Annotated in this window: 20 protein-coding genes and 2 pseudogenes; 15 read left to right on the forward strand and 7 right to left on the reverse strand. The window is 38.9% G+C overall.

Annotation, left to right across the window (positions count from 1 at the left end; translation table 11 throughout):
• Window positions 1-305: 305 nt before the first annotated feature.
• Genes tauA through tauD form a run of 4 tightly spaced genes read left to right on the forward strand, consistent with a single transcriptional unit; the run spans window position 306 to window position 3,906 of the window.
• Entirely contained in the window at window positions 306-1,346 is a 1,041-nt protein-coding gene (gene tauA, locus CSB87_RS17625; protein ID WP_006580984.1) for a taurine ABC transporter substrate-binding protein, read from the forward strand.
• A 9-nt stretch (window positions 1,347-1,355) separates the two neighbouring features.
• The gene (locus tag CSB87_RS17630; RefSeq protein WP_000114465.1) at window positions 1,356-2,150 is read left to right on the forward strand and encodes a taurine ABC transporter ATP-binding protein; all 795 of its coding nucleotides are present in this window, start codon (window positions 1,356-1,358) and stop codon (window positions 2,148-2,150) included.
• Window positions 2,147-3,016, forward strand: coding sequence for a taurine ABC transporter permease TauC (tauC, locus tag CSB87_RS17635; RefSeq protein ID WP_004887608.1), 870 nt, complete (start codon window positions 2,147-2,149; stop codon window positions 3,014-3,016). Before CSB87_RS17630 ends, tauC begins: the two co-directional genes overlap by 4 nt.
• Before the next feature lie 8 nt (window positions 3,017-3,024).
• Window positions 3,025-3,906: a taurine dioxygenase gene (gene tauD, locus CSB87_RS17640; RefSeq protein ID WP_004887606.1), complete on the forward strand. Its 882-nt coding sequence runs from the start codon at window positions 3,025-3,027 to the stop codon at window positions 3,904-3,906.
• A 67-nt stretch (window positions 3,907-3,973) separates the two neighbouring features.
• On the opposite strand, the gene CSB87_RS17645 is transcribed toward tauD, so the two are convergent.
• Together CSB87_RS17645 and CSB87_RS17650 are read right to left on the reverse strand one after the other, a co-directional pair.
• A complete protein-coding gene (locus tag CSB87_RS17645) occupies window positions 3,974-4,708 on the reverse strand; it encodes an aspartate/glutamate racemase family protein (protein ID WP_004887605.1) in 735 nt (244 codons plus the stop codon).
• The gene (locus CSB87_RS17650; protein ID WP_004887604.1) at window positions 4,705-6,174 is read right to left on the reverse strand and encodes an NCS1 family nucleobase:cation symporter-1; all 1,470 of its coding nucleotides are present in this window, start codon (window positions 6,172-6,174) and stop codon (window positions 4,705-4,707) included. The genes CSB87_RS17645 and CSB87_RS17650 overlap by 4 nt, the downstream gene beginning before the upstream one ends.
• 398 nt (window positions 6,175-6,572) lie before the next feature.
• On the opposite strand from CSB87_RS17650, the gene CSB87_RS17655 reads away from it, so the two are divergent.
• The gene (locus CSB87_RS17655; protein ID WP_006580986.1) at window positions 6,573-7,322 is read left to right on the forward strand and encodes a GntR family transcriptional regulator; all 750 of its coding nucleotides are present in this window, start codon (window positions 6,573-6,575) and stop codon (window positions 7,320-7,322) included.
• 39 nt (window positions 7,323-7,361) lie between these two features.
• Here CSB87_RS17655 and CSB87_RS17660 read toward each other — a convergent pair whose 3' ends face one another.
• Window positions 7,362-8,252 carry a LysR family transcriptional regulator gene (locus CSB87_RS17660; protein WP_004887602.1) on the reverse strand — a complete coding sequence of 297 codons (891 nt, stop codon included), beginning with the start codon at window positions 8,250-8,252 and terminating at the stop codon, window positions 7,362-7,364.
• Between the two features lie 195 nt (window positions 8,253-8,447).
• Here CSB87_RS17660 and CSB87_RS17665 point away from each other — a divergent pair, with 195 nt between their 5' ends.
• The 3 genes from CSB87_RS17665 (at window position 8,448) to CSB87_RS17675 (ending at window position 11,559) form a co-directional block, all read left to right on the forward strand.
• Window positions 8,448-9,134, forward strand: a complete 687-nt coding sequence (locus CSB87_RS17665; RefSeq protein ID WP_004887601.1) for a hydrolase — start codon at window positions 8,448-8,450, stop codon at window positions 9,132-9,134.
• A gap of 331 nt (window positions 9,135-9,465) precedes the next feature.
• Window positions 9,466-11,340: an amidohydrolase gene (locus tag CSB87_RS17670; protein ID WP_004887600.1), complete on the forward strand. Its 1,875-nt coding sequence runs from the start codon at window positions 9,466-9,468 to the stop codon at window positions 11,338-11,340.
• Window positions 11,341-11,397: 57 nt separating this feature from the next.
• Window positions 11,398-11,559, forward strand: coding sequence for a DUF1427 family protein (locus CSB87_RS17675; RefSeq protein WP_000784879.1), 162 nt, complete (start codon window positions 11,398-11,400; stop codon window positions 11,557-11,559).
• A 69-nt stretch (window positions 11,560-11,628) separates the two neighbouring features.
• On the opposite strand, the gene arsC is transcribed toward CSB87_RS17675, so the two are convergent.
• Window positions 11,629-12,057 (reverse strand): arsenate reductase (glutaredoxin), encoded by a 429-nt coding sequence (arsC, locus tag CSB87_RS17680; protein WP_004887599.1) that lies wholly within the window; start codon window positions 12,055-12,057, stop codon window positions 11,629-11,631.
• An 84-nt stretch (window positions 12,058-12,141) separates the two neighbouring features.
• Between arsC and CSB87_RS17685 the strand changes: the two genes are divergently transcribed.
• Both CSB87_RS17685 and arsB read left to right on the forward strand, forming a co-directional pair.
• Window positions 12,142-12,471: an ArsR/SmtB family transcription factor gene (locus tag CSB87_RS17685; RefSeq protein ID WP_006580988.1), complete on the forward strand. Its 330-nt coding sequence runs from the start codon at window positions 12,142-12,144 to the stop codon at window positions 12,469-12,471.
• Window positions 12,472-12,575: 104 nt separating this feature from the next.
• Window positions 12,576-13,610, forward strand: a complete 1,035-nt coding sequence (gene arsB / locus CSB87_RS17690) for an ACR3 family arsenite efflux transporter (protein WP_004887597.1) — start codon at window positions 12,576-12,578, stop codon at window positions 13,608-13,610.
• 88 nt (window positions 13,611-13,698) lie between these two features.
• Here arsB and CSB87_RS17695 read toward each other — a convergent pair whose 3' ends face one another.
• Window positions 13,699-14,601: a LysR family transcriptional regulator gene (locus CSB87_RS17695; RefSeq protein WP_004887596.1), complete on the reverse strand. Its 903-nt coding sequence runs from the start codon at window positions 14,599-14,601 to the stop codon at window positions 13,699-13,701.
• A 101-nt stretch (window positions 14,602-14,702) separates the two neighbouring features.
• Here CSB87_RS17695 and CSB87_RS17700 point away from each other — a divergent pair, with 101 nt between their 5' ends.
• The 5 genes and pseudogenes from CSB87_RS17700 to CSB87_RS17720 all read left to right on the forward strand — a co-directional run.
• The gene (locus CSB87_RS17700; protein ID WP_004709256.1) at window positions 14,703-15,263 is read left to right on the forward strand and encodes a chromate transporter; all 561 of its coding nucleotides are present in this window, start codon (window positions 14,703-14,705) and stop codon (window positions 15,261-15,263) included.
• Entirely contained in the window at window positions 15,263-15,784 is a 522-nt protein-coding gene (locus CSB87_RS17705) for a chromate transporter (RefSeq protein ID WP_004702206.1), read from the forward strand. The genes CSB87_RS17700 and CSB87_RS17705 overlap by 1 nt, the downstream gene beginning before the upstream one ends.
• Before the next feature lie 180 nt (window positions 15,785-15,964).
• A pseudogene (gene ahpF / locus CSB87_RS17710) lies at window positions 15,965-17,338 on the forward strand (alkyl hydroperoxide reductase subunit F); the annotation flags it as partial.
• Window positions 17,339-17,413: 75 nt separating this feature from the next.
• A complete protein-coding gene (locus tag CSB87_RS17715) occupies window positions 17,414-18,622 on the forward strand; it encodes an IS256-like element ISAba26 family transposase (RefSeq protein ID WP_000343018.1) in 1,209 nt (402 codons plus the stop codon).
• Between the two features lie 36 nt (window positions 18,623-18,658).
• Window positions 18,659-18,856, forward strand: a pseudogene (locus CSB87_RS17720) (FAD-dependent oxidoreductase); the annotation flags it as partial.
• Between the two features lie 54 nt (window positions 18,857-18,910).
• On the opposite strand, the gene CSB87_RS17725 reads toward CSB87_RS17720, so the two are convergent.
• Together CSB87_RS17725 and CSB87_RS17730 are read right to left on the reverse strand one after the other, a co-directional pair.
• The gene (locus tag CSB87_RS17725) at window positions 18,911-20,917 is read right to left on the reverse strand and encodes an esterase/lipase family protein (protein ID WP_029769059.1); all 2,007 of its coding nucleotides are present in this window, start codon (window positions 20,915-20,917) and stop codon (window positions 18,911-18,913) included.
• A 116-nt stretch (window positions 20,918-21,033) separates the two neighbouring features.
• A complete protein-coding gene (locus CSB87_RS17730; RefSeq protein WP_146128710.1) occupies window positions 21,034-21,975 on the reverse strand; it encodes an ABUW_2363 family tetratricopeptide repeat lipoprotein in 942 nt (313 codons plus the stop codon).
• Window positions 21,976-21,999 lie beyond the last annotated feature (24 nt).

Raw genomic sequence — 21,999 nt, forward strand, 5'->3', positions numbered from 1 at the left:
GAAAATTAATTAGATGCAAAACTCTGGATGCGATAAGCAAAAAATAAAAATGACGAAATGAGTAGGATAAAATAATTAGAGTAGGTATGTCAGGTTTTTCTCATCATGTGTTTTTTGAATATCCTTTTTAATTATTGATATATAAGTATTTTAATTTTATGGCTAATCTGTAAGTTTGCTTGATATTTGCTTTTTACCAAAAGATAAAAACTTATATGAAAAAGTTATTTATCAAAAATAGATAAGCAACTCATATTTTTTTATTTTTCATTATAAAGCCAGCTGCATACCATGAGCTTATATTATTGAAAGATCATGAAATTATGAGCACAAAGACCAAACCGTTGATTATCACGGCAATTGTGGTTGTAGCAATAGTTGCATTTATCGTATGGCAAAATAAAAAAGACAATAATACAAGTGCTTCAGTTCGTGACAACAAACCTGTCGTGATTGCTTATCAAACAGGGGTTGACCCAAGCAAAGTTGCACAGGCTAACGGAGACTACGAAAAAAATAGTCAACGTAATATTAAATGGAAAAAATTTGATGCAGGCTCAGACGTTGTTAACGCTCTGGCATCAGGTGATGTCGTACTTGGTAATATTGGTTCAAGCCCACTTGCTGCTGCGGCAAGCCGTGATTTACCAATTGAAGTATTCTTAATTACTTCAAAACTTGGTGCGTCTGAAGCACTCGTGGTAAGTAATAAATCAGGCATTAAAACTCCTCAAGATTTAATTGGCAAAACCATTGCTGTACCTTTTGTTTCAACAACCCATTACAGCCTTTTGTCTGCACTTAAACATTGGAACATTCCAGAAGACAAAGTAAAAATTATTAACTTGCGTCCACCTGAAATTTCAGCGGCGTGGGAACGTGGTGATATTGATGCAGCATATGTTTGGGAACCTGCTTTAAGTAAAGCCAAAGCATCTGGTACGGTTTTAACTGACTCGAAACAAGTCGGTGAATGGGGTGCTCCAACTTATGACTTATGGGTTGTACGTAAAGATTTTGCAGAGAAAAATCCTGACTTCTTAAAAGCTTTTGTTAAAACCACACTAGAGCAACTCGAAAAATATAACCAAGACCCAGCTTCTTACGTTAAAGATACCGATAACTTGCAAAAAATTGCGCAGCTCACAGGTTCTGATTCAAAAGATATCCCGCTTTTATTAAGTGGAAATATTTACCTTGACCATGCTCAGCAAAAACAAACGTTAGATGGTGAATTCGCACAAAATATTTTTGATACAGCGAAATTCTTAAAAGGTCAGGGCAAAGTCGATCAACTTAAAGCCGATTATAAAGGCAATGTGAATTCTTCATTTTTGCAGCCTTAAGGAGTTGTCATGAGCGTATTAGAAGCCAAACATATTCATCTGACTTTTCCTAAACAGCAAAAGCCAGTTTTACAAGACATTAACCTAACCATTGAAGAAGGTTCTTTAACCGTGATTTTAGGTGAGTCGGGTTGTGGCAAAACAACTTTGCTTAATATCTTGGCAGGGTTTCAAAAGCCGAGTTCTGGTGATGTGCTTGTAAATCATGAAGTCGTAACTGGACCAGATGTAACTCGTGCTGTTGTATTTCAGGATCACGCCTTACTCCCTTGGTTGAATGTTGCAGATAATGTTGGCTTCGCTTTGCAGTTAAAAGGTTTAAAGCGTGCAGAGATTGAGAAACAAGTGAGCGCAATTTTAAAAATTGTGGGTTTAAGTCACGTTGAAAAAGCCAATATCTGGGAGCTTTCCGGTGGTATGAAACAACGTGTTGGTATTGCTAGAGCTTTGATCAGTCACGCGCCGTTTATTTTATTAGATGAACCTTTCGCCGCATTAGATGCTTTTACGCGTGAAAACATGCAGCAGTTAGTGCTCGATTTATGGATTCAACAAAATAAAAGCTTCTTTTTAATTACTCATGACATTGAAGAAGCATTATTGCTCAGCAATCAGCTGGTACTAATGACAGCGCACCCGGGCAAAATTGTAGAAACTCTACATCTCGATTTTGCTAATCGATATCGTCAGGGCGAGTCTATTCGCTCAATTAAATCGGACCCTCAATTTATTCAGCTCAGAGAACAGCTGTTTGAAAGTTTAAGGGCACAAAAACAAAGCGGTAAGGAGGCGTTACCTACATGAACACTAAAGATAACGTCTATGAATATGACAAAGCAGAGCTAAAAATTAAGCCAGATGTGCAAACAGAAAAAGCTTCATTTTTATCGTCATTTTTTGAAAAGCACCACACTTTGGCAGTTAGCATAATCAGTGTAGGAAGTGTGGTTGCACTCTGGTTCCTCATTACTGCTTTGCATGTTGTACCTGAACTATTTTTACCGAGTCCACAGGCAGTATGGCAAAAATTTATATCGGTTAGCCAAGAAGGCTTTATGAAGGCAACTTTGTGGCAACACTTGGCAGCCAGTATCTCACGTGTATTTTTGGCTTTGATTGCAGCCGTAGTGATTGGTGTACCACTAGGTCTATGGATGGGGCTGAACAAATGGGTTCGCGCTGTTCTAGATCCTTTGGTTGAATTATTACGTCCAATTCCACCGTTAGCTTATTTGCCGTTACTCGTGATTTGGTTCGGTATTGGCGAAACCACAAAAGTACTTTTGATTTTCTTCTCGATTTTGGCGCCTGTGATTATTAGTAGTGCGCACGGTGTATTAAGCCATCAGTTGAATCGTGAACGTGCGGCATTGTCGTTAGGGGCAAGTCAGTCACAAGTCTTTTGGCATGTCATTTTACCAACGGCTTTACCTCATATTATTACCGGTATTCGTATTGGTCTTGGGGTGGGCTGGTCAACATTAGTTGCAGCAGAATTGGTTGCAGCGGACCGCGGTATTGGTTTTATGGTGCAATCGGCAGCGCAGTTCTTAATTACCGATACGGTGATTCTGGGCATTATTGTGATTGCGATTGTCGCAGTTAGTTTTGAGCTGTTTTTACGTTGGTTACAAAAACAGTTTTCTCCTTGGTATGGTCAGCAGTTGTAGTAAAGAAGATGAATACAGTAGTGGCAAACTTAAATATAGAAGTGATCAAGCCTACCATTGGCGCAATTATTCACGATATTGATTTGAATGCGTTAAATGAACAGACAACGCAACAAATCCAGCAGGCTTTGCTTGATCATCAGGTCATTTTTTTTCGAAAGCAACAATTAGCACCACAAGTACAAGCAGACTTGGCACGTAGTTTTGGCACCTTACATGTGCACCCGATTTATCCTTCAATTGAAGATGTACCTGAGGTGATGGTGCTCGACAGTTGGAAACAAGATTTGCGTGATAATGAACTTTGGCACACAGATGTGACTTTTAGTAAAACTCCACCTTTAGGTTGTGTGTTGCAAGCCATTAAAATTCCACCTGTAGGCGGCGATACATTATGGTCGAGCAACACAGCAGCTTTTAAAGGACTCCCGCTTGAGTTACAGCAAAAATTGCGTGGCTTAACTGCAACACACGATATTCGTAAGTCTTTTCCACTTGAACGTTTTGCCCATAACGAAGAAGAACGTGAAAAGCTTTTGCAAACCTTTAAGCGTAACCCGCCAGTGGTTCACCCAGTGGTGCGTACTCATCCGGTTACAGGTGAGCCTTTGTTGTTCGTAAGTGAGGGTTTTACCACACATATTAATGAGTTACCTGAACAAGAAAGTGAGCAATTACTTAATTTCTTGTTTGAACATGCGACCCAAGAGCAATTTCATTTACGCTGGAAATGGCAAGACGGTGACGTCGCGATTTGGGATAACCGTTGCACACAACATAAAGCATTATTTGATTATGGCGATGCCCATCGAATTATGCACCGCGCAACTATTAATGGTGATGTGCCATTTTATAAAGAAGAACAACAGCCAGAGTTAGCAGAGGCTTAATTCTTTTAATTATTCTTTGTTTCAATTCCAACTCTGAATTTTGAGCTGGAATTGAAACAATAACTCTTTAGCGCATTCCAAATCCTGACAATATGCCTGTGTAGTTCTTTACAGGAGGTGAAGCCCAATCACCAATTTTGCTGGTTTTTAAATTTAACTGGACTAACATTTCAGCTTGTTTAACGGCTGCTGCAACGCCGTCAATAACGATTACTCCCAACTCGTTTTGTAGCTTTAGACATAAATCACTCATACCTGCACAGCCCAAAACAATCGCATCGCTTTTATCTTCAACGAGCGCTTTTTTGCACTCATCTCGTATGGTCCGATAAGCGTCTGAGTTAGGAAGCTCCAACTCTTCAACTGCAATGTCACATGCCCGAACATTTTTGCAAAAGGGGTGAGCACCATAGCGATGAGCCAGATGCCAGCTCATATTCACTGTACGTTGTAAGGTGGTGATCACACTAAAACCAGTACTTACATAACTTGCAGTTCGCATAGCTGCTTCGGCAATCCCAATCACCGGTGCTGACGTCATTTCACGGGCAGCATAAAGCGCGGGATCACCAAAACAGGCAATGATATAGGCATCTACATTTAGCTGTTCACCTTGGCGGATTTCCTCTAACACACCTACGGCACTTAGTGCTTCATCATAATAACTTTCAATCGTTGCAGGGCCCATTTGAGGACTCACAGCAATAATTTGAGTACCAGAACCTGCAACTATATTTGCTGATGCTGCAATTTTGTCTGTCATGCTTTGAGTAGTATTGGGATTAATAATTTTAATTTTCATTGTACTTTTACCTTAGTCATTGCTGATTTAGCATGGCTAAGCGGTTGGTTAAGAAATCGGTAAATAACAAAACCAAATCCCATACCAATAAACCATGTGAAATTAGCTAGCCCCGATAGTTGTGGTAAAAGTACGCAGAGAATAGGAATTAATGAAGCTGGAATTAAGGCATAAAAAGCAGAGTGGTTATAACCATTTTTGTACCAATACGAGCCTTGAGTATCTAAAGTATATAAATCATCTACCACGATTTTCTGTTTTTTAACGAGGTAAAAATCGGCGAGCAATACACCAAAAAGTGGACCGATAAATGCACCTAAAATATCAATGGTGTAATGGATCACTTGAGGGTTATTGAACAAATTCCATGGGGTAATGAAAATTGAACCTACTGCTGCAATCATTCCACCCATACGCCAGCTAATTTTGCTTGGTGAAACATTAGAAAAATCAAAGGCAGGTGAGACAAAGTTCGCAACAATATTAATCCCAATGGTAGCAATCATTAAGGTCAAACTACCTAAAATGACTACAAATGTATTATCAAGTTTTCCAACCATCTCGACAGGGTCGGTAATGAGCTTGCCATATACTGGAAGCGTTGCCGCAATACACACCACAGTAAGTAACGAAAAGCCTAAGAAGTTAATCGGTAGTCCAAGAAAGTTCCCCATTTTAATGGCATTAAAACTTTTGCCATAACGAGAAAAGTCACCAAAGTTCAGCATAGGCCCTGAAAAATATGAAACAACAAGCGCAATAGCACCAATCATGACTGGTACAACCGCAAACCCGTCGTATTGAACACCACTCAAGTTTAAATCAATATTTTGCCAACCAGCTTTCCAAATGAGCCATACTGCCATCGCAAACATTACAACGTAGACAGCCGGACCCGCCCAGTCAATGAACTTACGAATACTGTCCATGCCAGACCAGAAAACAATCGCTTGCAGTAGCCAAAGCAGCATGAAGCCAACCCATCCTAAATAGGAAAGCCCGAGAAAGCCGTAAGTTGAAGCATCGGCATAAGCTGTCCATTCTGGAAAGAATTTTAAAATGACCAATAAGAAAGCACTTGAGGCCAGATAGGTTTGAATGCCATACCAAGCCACAGCAATAAGACCGCGGATAACAGCAGGAATATTTGCACCAAGCACACCGAAAGTGGCACGGCAAATCACAGGATAGGGTGTACCAGTTTGTTGGCTAGACTTAGCAATCAGATTTGTAAAAAACTGAACAATTGCAATGCCGATCAGTAAAGATAGAAGTACCTGCCAGCTATTTAGCCCTAGTGCAAAAAGGCTTCCAGCCATAACATAACCGCCGACACTATGAACATCAGACATCCAGAAGGCAAAAATATTATAAGCACCCCAAGTTTGCTTTTTTAAAGGAGCTAAGTCTTGATTTGTTAGCTTTGCATCATAAGAAGGTTTAATTATTGCTTCGGTATTATTCATCTTGAACACTCACTTCCCTATGTTGGGCGGGCACGTTCTTCAGCAGCTTGAAATACTGACTAAAAGAATGAAATTAAAATTGTGCACAATGTTTTATTTAGATTGTGCACAATTCATTGAGCAAAAGTTATGCCAAACTTGAGATGTAGTATTGATGAGTGATTTAGCTTGATACGATTTCGGGATATGAATAGACAAATTTATAAACTGAGACGTGCTTAATTTTTTATAAAAAGTAAATAAATTTAGGTGTATAAGTAGATATTTAGAGATCTAATATTGAATTATTCAGCTCAGTATAGATATTGTGAAAGTTAGAGAAATATTTCCAAATGCTTAAGTTAAACTTACACTATTCAAAATAGATAAAGTTCTAAAAAGAGGAGACGTTAATAAAAATGGAGAAATCAATGTCATCGAGTGCACCAAAAAAAGCCGTAGAAATGAGCAATGATGAAATTGATGACCATATATATAACGCTATTGTAGATGCTATTTTAAATCGACAACTTGCCCCTGGTGCACGTTTAGTTGAAGCACCTTTATGTGAAGCTTTCGGTGTAACACGAGGCGTGTTAAGACGTGTTTTTGTCAAACTTGCCCATGATAAGGTTATTGAAATTCAGCCCAATCGTGGGGCACTCATCGCAAAACATAGTGCTCATGAAACAAAAGAGGTCTTTGAAGCGCGCAGCATGCTTGAAATTGCCACTGTAAAAAAGCTGGCTCAAAAGTCTCATCACTTAGATTTTAGTGAGCTTCGAGGCTTGGTCGATCAAGAGTCTAAAGAGCGTTTAGCTGGAAATTGGGCTGAGTGGATTAAGCTATCAGGTCAATTTCATTTAAAGCTGATTGAAGCTAATCAAAATTCGATCATGTCCAGTTATTTGCAGACGCTTATTGCGAGAACTTCGTTATTAATTGGATTGTATGAGATTCCAAAACATAATAACTGTTCGGCAGATGAACACCGTGCAATTTTAGAAGCCATTGAACAAGGCGATGAAAAGCGCGCAACTCAATTGATGGAAGAGCATTTAGAACACTACGCAACTACATTTATTGAAGAAAACAGCACAGTGTCTGCAGAGCAAAATTTATTAAATTTATTTAAAAATAAGAAGATTGAAATGCCTCAAACTAACTAAAAATCATGGGCCAATTCCTATGGAAAAGGCCCAGATTGGTTATTTTATGGGAATGATTTGACGTGTTAAAAAATCAATAAATAGTTTTACTTTCTTCGATAAAATCTTACGGTTTGGCCATGTCACATATAAGTGAAGTGGCTGACTAGTGTAATCCTCTAAACACTTCTGTAATTTACCTTCTTTGTAGTAAGGCTCTGCAATAAACTCTGGAAGAAAAACAATACCGTGATTCTTTAGACACATATCTAATAATAATTCACCATTATTACAGGTCATCACAGGGAAGCAATTAAAAGACACTTCTTTGTGATCTTTTTGAAAAATCAATTTTTTATGTCGGCTATCTTGATAGTAAATCAGAAACTTATGTTCTTTAAGTTCTTCTAATGAGCCTGGTAATCCATGCTGATTAAAATACTCAGGCGTTGCATATAAATATCGTTGATAGGTATTCAAAATTTTACTATTTGCCAAATTTGGAGGAGAACCATCAACACGGATTGTTAAATCAAATTTATTATTATTCGTGTCTAATAGCTGATCAGTCATGAATAAATCAATTTTAATGCTGGGATATTTCTCTATAAAGTCTGAAATAATATGTTGAAGAAAAATATTGCTAAAAGACATTGGTGTATTAAGCTTGAGTTCGCCTTCAGGGTACTGCTGATTGTAGCTAATTTCATATGCAGCCCATTCAAACTCACTTAAAATGACTTTGCTATGTTGATAAAATTTTTCCCCACAAGAGGTCAGGTTCATCTGTCTTGTTGTTCTGGTTAATAGTGTAGTTCTAAGGTCATTTTCAAGGTAGCAAACACGTTTGGCCACTAAGTCACGAGAGATGTCGAGTGCTCTGGCTGCGCTACTAAAATTCCCATGTTCTACGACACTTACAAAAGTGGAAATACAGTCTAATCGATCCATGGATAAGCGAAAGGTAAAAAATATATATCAATGATTAAACTATAAAAATTAAAAAGCAATCATTGTTTTGATTGTATTCGTACAGCATACAGATTCGAGCTGATTTGCTGTCTATGTTTTTACATTTTTATCTGTTTTGATAATAAGCAGAAGGCAGTTTTAAAAGCCTCAATTAAGGAATAATGGAGTTTACCCATGAATAAATCACTTTTAGAACAACTATCAGCAACGAATTGTCAGGTTATTTTTATTGATCATCAGCCACAAATGGCTTTTGGGGTACAGTCAATAGATCGCCAAGTATTAAAAAATAATACGGTCGGGTTAGCAAAAGCAGCTAAAACATTCAATATTCCTGTCACTATTACCACGGTTGAAACTGAAAGCTTCTCTGGTCATACCTATCCAGAACTTTTAGACGTATTTCCAGATGCTCCATTACTAGAACGTACTTCAATGAATTCATGGGATGACCAAAAAGTACGTGATTCACTTGCAAAAAATAATCGTAAAAAAGTAATCGTTTCAGGTTTGTGGACTGAAGTGTGCAATAACACCTTTGCTTTTGGTGCCATGCTTGAAGGTGATTATGAAATTTATATGGTCGCAGATGCCTCTGGTGGTACATCGAAAGAAGCACATGACTATGCCATGCAACGTATGATTCAAGCAGGTGTTGTTCCAGTAACTTGGCAACAAGTATTACTTGAGTGGCAACGTGATTGGGCAAATCGCGATACTTATGATGCAGTCATGGCAATTGTACGCGAACATTCAGGGGCTTACGGTATGGGTGTGGACTATGCTTATACCATGGTACATAAGGCACCTGAACGTACAACTTCAAAACACGAAGTACTTGCACCAGTTCCTGCAAAATAAGAAATAGTTGAGTTAAGGGTATTTCGATATTTAAGTTGATTTATTCGATTTTTGACTATATTGGATAAGCGGAAAAGCCATCTGCAACTGTTCGAGGCAGGACAAAATCTGAAAAAGATTGTAATTGAACGAGTTTTGCAGATCTTGCGCTGCCTTAATGGCAGCTCAGGTTTTGGTTACTTTTCCCGAAAGAAAAGTAACAGAATTAACTCCTCTTATTGGATGTAAAACGGTCAGACTCCGTCGTGTAAAATCAAAAAAGAATAATGAAATATATTTGTTGCTATACCTTTATTTTTTAAAACAATAATTCACAAGAATGGAGTTCAGAATGACCGAAATAAACCTCATACTCAAAAACGGTAAAATCACAACACTAGATCCTCAGAACCCCGAAGTACAAGCAATTGCGATTGCAGATGGTAAAATTCTCCGCACGGGTACAAATGATGAGATCATGAAGCTCGTAACACCAACAAGTAAAGTTGTAGACCTAAATGGTCGTCGTGTTATACCGGGGCTAAATGACAGTCATTTGCATATTATTCGCGGTGGTCTCAATTACAATATGGAGCTGCGCTGGGAAGGTGTGCCATCCGTTGCAGATGCATTACGCTTACTCAAAGAACAAGCAGACAATACTCCAGCTCCACAATGGGTTCGTGTAGTAGGTGGATGGACTGAATTCCAGTTTGCCGAAAAGCGTTTACCGACTTTAGAAGAAATTAATAAAGCTGCGCCAGATACTCCTGTATTCGTTTTACATCTATATGCCAGTGCAATGCTCAACCGAGCTGCGCTTGATGTATTAGGCTTTAACAAAGACACGCCAGACCCGCCGGGTGGCAAGATTGTAAGAGATGAAAAAGGTGAGCCAACAGGACTGTTGCTCGCAACGCCATCCGCTATGATTTTGTATTCAACCTTAGGTAAAGCACCGAAATTGCCAGTTGAAGATCAAGTCAATTCAACGCGTCATTTCATGCGTGAGCTGAACCGATTAGGCATTACTTCTGCAATTGATGCGGGCGGTGGCGGTCAAAACTACCCTGAAGATTATGATGTGATTAAGCAATTACACGACCAAAATCAAATGACCGTACGTATTGCTTATAACCTATTTGCTCAGAAGGCAGGCCAAGAGCTTGATGATTATCGCCGCTGGACAGAAATGACATTTCCGGGCGATGGTGATGAACTATTTAGAATGAATGGAGCCGGTGAGAATTTGACGTGGTCTGCGGGTGACTTTGAAGATTTTTATGAGCCACGTCCAGATTTACCAGAAAAAATGGAAGGTGAACTCGAAGCCATTGTAGAGCACTTGGCTGAAAAGAAATGGCCATTCCGTATTCATGCAACCTATGATGAAAGCATTAGTCGGTTACTCAATGTATTTGAGCGAGTAAATGCTAAACAGCCATTTGCGACCCGATTTATTATTGACCATGCCGAAACTGTATCTGAGCGCAATATCGAGCGTATTGGTGCGTTGGGTGGCGGTATTGCCATTCAACACCGTATGGCATATCAAGGTGAAATTTTCGTAAGACGTTATGGTGCCGAAGCCGCTCAGGCAACGCCACCAGTTAAAAAAATGTTAGAACTCGGTGTTCCTGTGGGTGCCGGGACAGATGCGACTCGTGTTGCGTCTTATAACCCTTGGGTGTGTTTGTATTGGCTGACTACAGGTAAAACAGTGGGTGGCTTACCGCTCTATGATGAAAAAAATCTATTAGACCGTCAAACAGCCCTAAAACTCTGGACTAAAGGTTCGGCATGGTTTTCGGGTGAAAAAGATATCAAAGGTTCACTCACAGCAGGAGAACTTGCTGACTTGGTTGTTCTGTCCGATGACTACTTTAAAGTTGAAGCAGAAGATATTCAGTGGATTGAGTCTGTACTCACTGTTTTGGGCGGAAAAGTGGTGTACGCAGCGGCAGAGTTTAAGCAAGATGATCCGCCGTTACCACCAGCATCTCCAACATGGTCGCCGGTAAAACGCTTTGGTGGTCAGTGGCGTTTATCTGAAAACCGTAATGCGCCTTCCAATGAGTCACTACAGTCACAAAGTGCATTGTGTGCATGTGCTAGCAGCTGTGGCATGCATGGACACAGCCACGCTTGGATGCTTGATGTTCCTGTAAACAATAAAGACAAAAAGTCTTTCTGGGGCGCACTAGGGTGCTCGTGTTTTGCATTTTAAATAAAACAGTATGGGAACCTGCCGCTTTAAATGGCTTGGTTTTCTAAGGTATGTACCATGAAAATGTACTTATTATCTTTGGCTGTAGGGTTGCTTGTTGGTGTCTTATATTATGTTTTAAATGTGAAGTCACCAGCTCCACCTCTTGTTGCATTAGTTGGTTTATTGGGCATGGTAATAGGAGAGCAGCTGCTTCCTTTTATTAAATCCTATTTTTAATCCGTTTCATTTATAAAAAGCTAAATGGTGCCATGCCATTTAGCTTTTTATATTGGTAAGTGTCTTCAATTACTTTATACGATGACCTTGCTCATCAATAATCACTTCACCATCTTCTTTTGCAAAATAGCCTAAGCTTTTTGAATCTAAAATATCCAATACAACCTCAGAAGGGCGGCAAAGTCGTGTACCTTTTGATGTAACCACAAATGGACGATTAATTAAAATTGGATACTGCACCATAAAGTCAATTAACTGTTCATCGGTCCAATGGTCTTGTTCTAACTCTAATTCTTTATAGGGATCAACATTTTTACGAATGGCTTCCCGTACAGTTAAGTTTGAATCTTGAATGAGTTGGATTAGTTCATCTTTACTTGGAGGTGTTTGTAAATATTCAATAACAATAGGCTCAAACCCGGCATGACGAATAAGCGCCAATGTATTTCGTGAAGTTCCACAAGCAGGGTTATGATAGATTTTCAATTGATCGCTCATGATAAATTGATCTTCAAATTAAGTTATTGCATTTATATATGGATATCCGTATATTTGCAATATCGAATATACTCTGTTGAAGATATGATCAACCAAGTCGATTTCTTTAAATGTCTATCTGACCAAACTCGGTTAAACATTTTTAAATTAGTTCTAAACAAACAAAATATTTGTGTTTGTGAGCTAACAGAGCAGCTTGAGTTGAGCCAACCGAAAATTTCTCGACACTTAGCCTTACTAAGAACTCATGGCGTATTACTGGATGAAAGAAAAGGACAGTGGGTTTATTACAGCTTAAATCCTGATTTACCTATATGGGCTTTAGATATTTTAAAGGTGATAGAAAATGACGAGATTGAGACAAGGGTAAAACAACAAGATCAGCCTTCTATCACTACAACGTGCTGTGATTAATCTTTCTAGATTTTTGTCTTAAAAATTCGGATTTTCTTAGCATAAATGTATTAGTCATTTGTGTGTATTGAGCAAAATTAATCAATTCTTTCTTCGAGTAAAACATGACCAAACAAGGGCTTTCCTTTTTAGATCGAAACCTGACGCTGTGGATTTTTATTGCAATGGCTTTAGGTTTAGCTATTGGAGTTTTCTTTCCTCAGGCATCTGTGTCTTTAAATAAGTTAAGTGTAGATAACGTTAATATTCCAATTGCGATTGGTTTGATCTTAATGATGTATCCGCCATTGGCAAAAGTGGACTATGCAGCTTTGCCGGAAGTATTTAAAGATAAAAAGACCTTAACTTTATCATTGGTACAAAATTGGATTATTGCTCCAGTTTTAATGTTTATTCTTGCAATTGTTTTTTTGCATAACTATCCAGAGTATATGACAGGTCTTATTTTAATTGGCTTAGCACGTTGTATTGCAATGGTATTGGTCTGGAATGGCTTAGCGTGCGGTGATAACCAATATGTTGCAGCTTTGGTTGCCTTTAACAGTATTTTCCAAATCTTATTCTTTAGTAGCTACGCATGGCTTTTCTTAACCTTTTTACCACCGTATTTTGGTGTGGCAGGGCAAGTGATTGATGTCAATTTCTGGACCATTACCCATGCTGTTTTAGTGTATTTGGGTATTCCATTTTTAATGGGATTCATAACTCGTTTGATTTTAGTTAAATTAAAAGGCTTGGAGTGGTATCAAACCAAATTTTTACCAAAAATTAGTCCATTAAGTTTAATCGCATTACTTTTTACCATTGTGGCGATGTTTAGTCTAAAAGGTGGAGATGTAGTGAGTTTACCTTTAGATGTATTACGTATTGCGATTCCACTGACGATTTACTTTGTCGTAATGTTCTTTATCAGTTTCTTTATGAGTAAACGGATGGGGAATAACTACCCACGTACCACTGCTATTTCATTTACCGCAGCGGGAAACAACTTTGAGTTGGCTTTAGCCGTAGCCATTGCAACTTTTGGTTTGGCATCACCAGTTGCTTTTACTACAGTGATCGGGCCATTGGTTGAAGTACCAGTGTTGATCTCACTGGTTTCGGTTTCGCTTTGGTTAAAGAAAAAGTATTACTCTTAAAAAATCGCAAAATTTATTTGAACTATTTTCTAAAGATCGCTAAAAAAGTGCCTTTATATAGGCACTTTTTATTGTCTGGCTTTTAAACTTAGGTCATTGTCGGTAAAAGTTTTTGCATGAGTTCAATGAAGTTTGAAACTTTAGCTGAGTTTTTATTTTCTCTAGTAATCAAGTAAATAGGCGCATTTAGTTTTATCGAATCATCAAACTCGCGATAGACGATTTCATGGTCCCAAAAGTTATGCATTGATGCGGGTACAATACTAATTCCAATACCAGCAGCCACTAAATTGAGCGTCGCAGTAGGGCGCGGAGCTTCTTGAATAATGCGTGGACTAAATCCTGCTTGATAGCAGCTATATAAAATATTGTCATATAAGCCTTGCCCTGAAGAGCGACGGTATAAAACAAAATTTTCCTCTGACAAGTTACTTAAACTAATTTTTTTCTTCTGTGTAAGCGGATGACCGATAGGTAGGGCCACCACCATGGGTTCATCTAATATATGAAGATGCTTCAAACCAATATCTCGGCTAATCGGCGCTCTTAAAAAAGCAATATCAAGTTTTTCTGAAATTAACCAGTCCAGTTGCTTTTGACTACCTGCTTCTTCAAGTTTAGTTTGTACAGCAGGGTACATTTCCCGATACGAACGTAATACAAGTGAAATGAGCGGATGTAAACCTGCGGAACTTGTAAAACCAATATTAAGCTGTCCAGTTTTACCTTGGCTAACGTCTTGGACCAATTTGGTAATATGACGAGCATGCTCTAATAAAAGTTGTGCTTCTTTAAATAGTGCTAAACCTGCTTCTGTCGGTTCAATCCCGCGCGGTTGACGAATAAGTAACTGTGTACCGAGTTCTTCTTCAAGTTTTTTGAGTAAACGCGTTAGAGGCGGCTGTTGGATAAACAATCGGTTTGCTGCATGCGTAATGTTTCTTTCTTCAACCACTACAACAAAGGCATGAAGCTTATGTAAATCGAGCATAGAAATACCTTTAGGGTATGGTTAACGAAAATAAAAGCATTTGTAGATATACCACAAAAGTATCATTCTATCTTGGTCAGATAAAGTGAAAAGTAACGAAAATGAACCATGTTGAGATTGCCGTGCAGAAGGAGAGTGTACCTACCTGCACAGAGTTATTTTTAGGTTTTTTAACATTAGGTTTAATGGGATTTGGTGGTGTTTTGCCTTTAGCCCGCAAAGTTATTGTAGAGCAAAGGCAATGGCTAAGTCCTGAAAAGTTCACCGAGTTACTTGGTTTGTGCCAATTTTTACCGGGCGGCAATATTATTAATTTATCTGTTGCGATTGGTATGGAGTTTCGCGGTGTCCGTGGAGCAGTGAGCTCACTTATTGGTTTGATTCTTGCACCTACCGTAATTGTTGTACTTTTACATTATGTTTATGAACAGTTCCAAGATAACTTGATGGTTAAGCATCTTTTCGAAGGTTTAGGGGCAGCAGCAGCTGGGCTTTTGGTTGCAACTGGATTGAAAATGATTAAGCCTTTATTACGTAATCCAATAGCGATGTGTGTTGTCGTAGCTGCAATTGTCAGTATTGCTTTTCTAAAAGTTCCCTTACTTTTGACTATGTTGATTTTATTGGCACTTTATTCATCTATTATTTGGAGACGTGTGTAATGGGCGCAGTTCTACTTGCTTTAGCGATCATTTTTACTCAGTTGTCTCTCATTGCATTTGGTGGCGGGAATACAATTTTACCTGAAATGCAACGCCAAGTAGTCGACATTCATCATTGGATGACGGCACAAGAATTTAGTGCATTGTTTGCTATGGCTCAAGCAGCTCCTGGGCCAAACATGATGATTGTACCGTTGGTAGGGTGGCACGTAGCGGGATTGTCAGGTTTACTTGTAGCTTCTACCGCTAAATTTTTACCGTCATCTCTTATTACTGTATTTGTAATGAGAGGCTGGTCTAAGTTCAAAGACAAAAAATGGCGCCGTGTTTTACAGCTTGCTTTACAACCTGTTACTGTGGGGACTGTGCTTGCCAGTGCTTGGATTATTTCTGAGGCGGCAGCAATAAATACTTTACTTATCATTATGGTAGTCATTGCGACTTTATTATCTTTAATTAAAAAAGTTCATCCCTTGCATGTTTTGATTGCTGGGGCTGTATTTGGTGTCGTGTTGCTCTAGTTGACCAGTTTGCCGATCTGCGCTGGGATAAGTTCAGGTTGGCTTTTTTTGATTTGAAGTAAGTAATAATAAAATCTAAAAAACCGATCAAATACATAAAAACATACTGTTTTACCTATTCATTGTTTTCACGTACTATGCATCTATTGAAAGAATTTGGATGCATTGGAGTAAAAACAGATGTTAGATCAAAACATTAAAACTCAATTAAAAGCTTACCTAGAACGTTTAGAAAGTCCAATCGAATTAGTTGCTGCTTTGGATGAATCAGATAAAGCTGCCCAAATTAAAGAATTAGTAACTGAAATCGCTGAGCTTTCTGACAAGGTAACAGCCCGTTTTGACGGTAACAATACACGTCGTCCAAGCTTTGGTGTGGCTAAAGCAGGTGAACAGCCTCGTGTGTTCTTTGCAGGCTTACCAATGGGACATGAGTTTACATCTTTGATCTTGGCTCTGTTACAAGTGTCTGGCTATGCACCTAAAGTGTCAAATGAAGTGCTTAACCAGATTAAAGATTTAAACCTCAAAGCTAACTTTGATGTATTCGTATCACTTAGCTGTCATAACTGTCCGGACGTGGTACAGGCGCTTAACCTGATTGCCATTTATAACCCGAACACTACGGCAACCATGATTGATGGTGCTTTCTTCCAAGACGAAGTGGAACAACGCAAAATCATGGCTGTGCCAATGGTATTCCAGGACAATGAACACATTGGTCAAGGTCGTATGACGCTTGAAGAGATCGTGGCAAAGCTTGACACCAACTCGGCGGAAAAAGATGCAGCAGCACTTAATGCCAAAGATGCGTTTGATGTATTGGTGATTGGCGGTGGACCTGCAGGTGCAACAGCAGCCATCTATGCAGCACGTAAAGGTATTAACACCGGTATTGTAGCTGAACGCTTTGGTGGTCAGGTCATGGATACCATGGACATTGAAAACTTCACTTCTGTGCAAAAGACTCAAGGTCCTAAGTTTGCAGCCGAGATGGAAGCACACGTTCGTGAATACGATGTTGATATCATGAACCTGCAACGTGTCAGCAAAATCACTGGTGCAAACCAAACAGCAAATGGTCTGGTTGAAGTTGAACTTGAAAACGGTGCAAAACTTGAATCGAAAACTGTGATCCTTTCTACAGGTGCACGTTGGAGAGAAATGAATGTACCGGGTGAAGCTGAATACCGTACCCGTGGTGTAGCGTACTGCCCACACTGTGATGGTCCATTGTTCAAAGGTAAACGTGTTGCAGTGATTGGTGGTGGTAACTCAGGTGTGGAAGCGGCAATTGACCTTGCAGGTATTGTTGAGCATGTAACTCTGGTTGAGTTTGATACTAAACTTCGTGCAGACCAAGTCTTGCAAAACAAGTTAAACAGCTTGCCAAACACCACAGTAATTATGAATGCGTTAAGCACCGAAGTATTGGGTGATGGTTCACAAGTAACCGGTCTTAAATATAAAGACCGTGCGACTGATGAAGAGCATGTGGTCGAGCTTGCAGGAATCTTTGTACAGATTGGTTTATTACCAAACACTGACTTCTTGGGGACTGTTCTAAATTTTGTGTAAGTACTTAATTTTCATTTATCCTTCAGAGGATAATTACAAAAGGTACTTCACATGGATGAAGCAACAATCAAAAGTATGGCTGCCGAATTGGCTAAAGGTCTAAAAACACCAGAAGACTTAAACCAAATGACAGCAGTCTTTAAAAAATTCATGATTGAAACTGCACTCAATACTGAACTTTCAGACCATCTCGGTTATGAAAAGCATCAGCCCAAGAAAGGCTCAAATAGCCGTAATGGGTTTAGTTCTAAAACCATTACAACTCAAGATGGACAACTGGCTTTAGATATTCCCCGTGATCGAGAAGGTTCATTTGAGCCACAAATTATCAAAAAGCACCAAACACGCATCACCAGTATGGATGACCAAATCCTCTCACTGTATGCAAAAGGAATGACTAATAGGGAAATTGTAGCCTTCTTCAAAGAAATGTACGATGCCGATGTGTCAGCATCTCTCATCAGCAAAGTTACCGATGCTGTGATTGAGCAAGTGACTGAGTGGCAAAATAGAGCCTTAGATAGCCTTTATCCTGTTGTCTATCTTGACTGTATTGTTGTCAAAGTCCGTCAGCACTCCAATGTGATTAACAAGTCCGTATACCTTGCTTTAGGCATCAATATGGATGGGCAAAAAGAATTACTGGGTATGTGGATTGCTCAGACAGAAGGTGCCAAATTCTGGCTGTCAGTCATGACAGAGCTAAAAAATCGAGGAGTACAGGACATTCTTGTTGCCTGTGTAGATGGATTAAAAGGCTTCCCTGACGCGATAGCCTCTGTTTACCCTCATACTGATATTCAACTGTGTATCGTGCATGTTGTACGCAATAGCCTGAGATTTGTAAGCTGGAAAGACTACAAAGCTGTTACGTCGGGTCTGAAAGCGATTTATCAGGCAAGTACAGAGGAAAATGCTTTAAAATCCCTAGACATCTTCTGTGATCAATGGAATCACCAGTATCCCAAAATTGGAGAATCCTGGCGGGCCAATTGGGAAAATATCCGAACGATCTTTAGCTATCCAGCCGAAATACGTCATGCAATTTATACAACAAATGCGATTGAGTCGTTGAATAGCGTAATACGCCATTCAACGAAGAAAAGGAAAATCTTTTCATCTGATGACTCAGTAAAGAAGGTCATTTACTTAGCAACATCAAATGCTGCGAAGAAATGGACGATGCCAATTCAAAATTGGCGTTTAGCAATGAATTGGTTTACGATTCAGTTCGATGATCGATTAAAAGATCATTTATAAAAAATGGAACTTACACAAAATAATTTACAGGCTCACTTCTTGAAAGAAAGTGAAGTTGAGTTAACTAATCGTGGCGAGATTATTGTCAACGACCGCAATGAAACCAATGTGAAAGGTGTATTCGCTGCAGGTGACTGTACAACTGTACCTTACAAACAAATCATTATTGCTACAGGTGAAGGCGCTAAAGCATCACTCTCTGCGTTTGATTACATCATCCGTTCTGGGCAATAAAATCTAACCTAAAACAAAAGAGCCAAAGGATCACCTTTGGCTCTTTTTTATTTTTTATGGTTTATACAAACCATGTTCAACTAAATGCTCTCGTAAAATACGGCGTAGCTCTAGTACAGCTTGAGGTGTTAACTGAATAGAGTGTCCACCCGGAAGTACTTTCTCAGACTTTGCACCATCTAAGTGAGCGCTCTTATAAGGAACAATACCATCGGTAATGACATTTGGATCATCGCTTTTAGTAATGTTACCCATAATTGAATGGAAGACTAAGCCTTGGTGTGGATTAATATTTTCAGTGAGTTCCATAAACTTAGATTGATGGCTTAAGTCACTTGGTCCATTTTGAATCAGACCATTATCAATGTTATTCAAGAAATCTTTAACATCTAGGTTTTCAGTGGTTAGTGATGTCGCTACAGCAGATAAAAAAGCTCCCGGCAAACGAATAATTTTACGAGCAGCTAAAGTAAACCATCGATCTGCATAATCTGTACCTCTGTGAGGTGATGCTAAGAAAATTGCGCGATCAAAGTTAGCAATTGAATGCATTTGCAATCGTTCAGTCACCATAGGATGTTTTTTGAAGCGGTTCTGTTGACGTACAGTCATTAGCTTCAAAGCTGGTTGAGTAATATCACCATCACTGACCAGTAAACGGCTAATAATACCTCCCATACTATGTCCCACAAGCACGGCATCATGTGCAGCAGGGTCACTTGGGTTTAACGAACCGAACGCTTGTTTTAATAGTGCATAAATTTGGAATCGACTTTCTAAGATTGGCATATTGGTCGAGTAGAAAACTTGCCAAACCTGATAGTTATCTCTTAAAACTGTATCGCCCATCACATCGTTAGTAAGAGCAATCCATGCCTCGGGGCTACTTGCCAAACCATGTACCAACACAATAATTTTTTTGTTTGGATTATAAGGTTCGAGCATATATAGATGCGGCATGGTTAAATGCTGATCACGATCAATCAGGCTTAAATAAGCGGCTACACCTAAGTTATTTTCAGCTAACCATAAACCATAAGGAGCCGAGAAGTTGGCAGCTAAAGGGTATTGCTTACCAGCGACATTAATATTATCTGTTCGATAAGGATCATAAACCCGAATTACAAATTCTGGATCATTAATAATTTCTTCAACAGTTTTGGCTTTTTTAGGTTCGGCAACAATAGTTGCTGCTAAATAACGTGCATGGTGAATATTCGGATTCACACCATTTTTATAGCTGTAATTGAGGGGATCTAAAATGTATTCATTAATATCTTCTTTTTCTGAACTTGGGAAAACAGCCACAAATTCGGAACCGAAACCATCACGACGGTTGATTGTTCTTAAACCAGAGAAATTTAAGTTATAACTTGAAATTAATTTTTCTAACTTTTGACCAGTTAACTGTCTATGAAACTCAAAGTCAATTGAGTAGACACTCTTACCAATATGGATTTGTGGTTCTACCACATTTTTTTTAGGGTATCTTAGATCATAAATACTCACCATTTTAGCAATGGCTTGATTATAAAAGTCCCGTATTTGAACTTGCCTATTATCAAAAATACGATCGGTCGGCTGACGTTTTGTTGAAAATAAGTAGGCATAACTATAACGAATGCTCTTATCGAGTAAGCTCAATTGTTGGTCTAAGCAATCGTCATATTTGTTCTGAATTGCTTTTTGTTCATCAGAGGCTTTGTGCTTAGTGAACCGACTAATTTTACACTCGGAAGAATCTGATAAAGCCATCGCTTTTGCCAGATACATTTCACTCGCGGCAGATAAAAGCTGTTCATCTAAAATTTGTGGAAGATTTTTAAGCTGATTAACACAGGTATCAGGGGAATCTGTACAAGTTTTGGCTTCTTGTCCTGACATAGACAAAACGTTAAGACTTGCTTCACTCAATTTATCTTGGGTAAGAATACTATTACGTTCGTTTGCAATAGTGACGTTGAGGGCCTGTTGCTTAACATTTACCACCTGACATCCACTCAGAATTGAACCGAGGAGTATGACCGTGAAGAGCGCTGAGTTTCTTTTTCTAACAAACATTATGGTCAAATATGTGGATCAGTAATATGCAGATCATACAAATTTTAAAGTATTTTTCAATTGATCAAATATAAAAAAGGGCTGTCAAATCAGCCCTTTTTAGTAAGTTTATACTCTTATTTTTTTGCTGGTGCAGTTGGAGTAGCTGGTGCCATAGCAGGGTTTGTTAAAACTTGCCATACATTCCAACGACCTTGTTTTTCAATTTCTTGAATCAAACGATCTGCAACTTCAGCTTCGTCAGGATATTTAACCTTGTAGTTTTTTAAGGTCTGAATCGCGTTTTTCTTTTGTTCCATTGCAATATAGTTGTTTGCAGCAGCTAAATATGCTTCTTGAACATCACCTTTAATGGCTTTGTCTAAGTATGGAATAGCTTCACGTTGACCACCACCTTCAGACAAACCAAAACCAAACCAGAAATTAGTTTCTGGATCATCTGGGCTAATTTTTAAAAGTCTTTGTGCATATTCTAAAGATCTAGTGGTATGGGCAGTACCTAAATCAAGGTTACGAGCAAGTACACTTGCTTTAAATGCTCGAATTAAAATATCAAATGAAGCATTTGGATTAGCGGCTAAAGTATCTAAACGCTGAGTTACTTCTTTGAGTTTGCTCTCAAAACCTTTACGTTCTTGGCGATCAGAAAAGCGAGGCGGGTAGTGACGAGCTTTACCTTCAACAAGCTGTAAGAAGTCATCAATTTCAGTCACGTCAATTTCATTATCGCCAGCTAAAACTGCATACTTCATCGAACGTTGTGAATTATTGATGGTAGGTACAATCAGTTTATTTGTATCTAATGTAAGCGATTTAGTTGGATCGTCCTGACGAGTGACTACCATTTTAGTTACAGGCTGTGCTGCGGCATCTTTTAAAGCAACTTCAAAGGCAGGTGGAGCATCATAATTAAATGGATTTAACGCATAAAATGGAGGAGTAAGCTCTGGTTCCTTGAAAACAAAAGGTTCGATTTTTTGTTCTTTTACAGGTGCCATTGTACACGCTGTTAAACTAGAAGTTGCAAGGATTAAATACGCCAATGGCTTAAAATTCATAGGATCTTCCGTTCATTTTAGTAA

This window comes from Acinetobacter sp. AR_0276 (assembly GCF_003000705.1).
GTDB lineage: Bacteria > Pseudomonadota > Gammaproteobacteria > Pseudomonadales > Moraxellaceae > Acinetobacter > Acinetobacter nosocomialis.

Excerpts from the sequence above, each read along its gene's own strand:
- CSB87_RS17630 (WP_000114465.1), top strand. The coding sequence starts at position 1,356 with ATGAGCGTATTAGAAGCCAAACATATTCATCTGACTTTTCCTAAACAG.
- tauC (WP_004887608.1), top strand. The coding sequence starts at position 2,147 with ATGAACACTAAAGATAACGTCTATGAATATGACAAAGCAGAGCTAAAA.
- tauD (WP_004887606.1), top strand. The coding sequence starts at position 3,025 with ATGAATACAGTAGTGGCAAACTTAAATATAGAAGTGATCAAGCCTACC.
- CSB87_RS17645 (WP_004887605.1), bottom strand. The coding sequence starts at position 4,708 with ATGAAAATTAAAATTATTAATCCCAATACTACTCAAAGCATGACAGAC.
- CSB87_RS17650 (WP_004887604.1), bottom strand. The coding sequence starts at position 6,174 with ATGAATAATACCGAAGCAATAATTAAACCTTCTTATGATGCAAAGCTA.
- CSB87_RS17655 (WP_006580986.1), top strand. The coding sequence starts at position 6,573 with ATGGAGAAATCAATGTCATCGAGTGCACCAAAAAAAGCCGTAGAAATG.
- CSB87_RS17660 (WP_004887602.1), bottom strand. The coding sequence starts at position 8,252 with ATGGATCGATTAGACTGTATTTCCACTTTTGTAAGTGTCGTAGAACAT.
- CSB87_RS17665 (WP_004887601.1), top strand. The coding sequence starts at position 8,448 with ATGAATAAATCACTTTTAGAACAACTATCAGCAACGAATTGTCAGGTT.
- CSB87_RS17670 (WP_004887600.1), top strand. The coding sequence starts at position 9,466 with ATGACCGAAATAAACCTCATACTCAAAAACGGTAAAATCACAACACTA.
- CSB87_RS17675 (WP_000784879.1), top strand. The coding sequence starts at position 11,398 with ATGAAAATGTACTTATTATCTTTGGCTGTAGGGTTGCTTGTTGGTGTC.
- arsC (WP_004887599.1), bottom strand. The coding sequence starts at position 12,057 with ATGAGCGATCAATTGAAAATCTATCATAACCCTGCTTGTGGAACTTCA.
- CSB87_RS17685 (WP_006580988.1), top strand. The coding sequence starts at position 12,142 with ATGATCAACCAAGTCGATTTCTTTAAATGTCTATCTGACCAAACTCGG.
- arsB (WP_004887597.1), top strand. The coding sequence starts at position 12,576 with ATGACCAAACAAGGGCTTTCCTTTTTAGATCGAAACCTGACGCTGTGG.
- CSB87_RS17695 (WP_004887596.1), bottom strand. The coding sequence starts at position 14,601 with ATGCTCGATTTACATAAGCTTCATGCCTTTGTTGTAGTGGTTGAAGAA.
- CSB87_RS17700 (WP_004709256.1), top strand. The coding sequence starts at position 14,703 with ATGAACCATGTTGAGATTGCCGTGCAGAAGGAGAGTGTACCTACCTGC.
- CSB87_RS17705 (WP_004702206.1), top strand. The coding sequence starts at position 15,263 with ATGGGCGCAGTTCTACTTGCTTTAGCGATCATTTTTACTCAGTTGTCT.
- CSB87_RS17715 (WP_000343018.1), top strand. The coding sequence starts at position 17,414 with ATGGATGAAGCAACAATCAAAAGTATGGCTGCCGAATTGGCTAAAGGT.
- CSB87_RS17725 (WP_029769059.1), bottom strand. The coding sequence starts at position 20,917 with ATGTTTGTTAGAAAAAGAAACTCAGCGCTCTTCACGGTCATACTCCTC.
- CSB87_RS17730 (WP_146128710.1), bottom strand. The coding sequence starts at position 21,975 with ATGAATTTTAAGCCATTGGCGTATTTAATCCTTGCAACTTCTAGTTTA.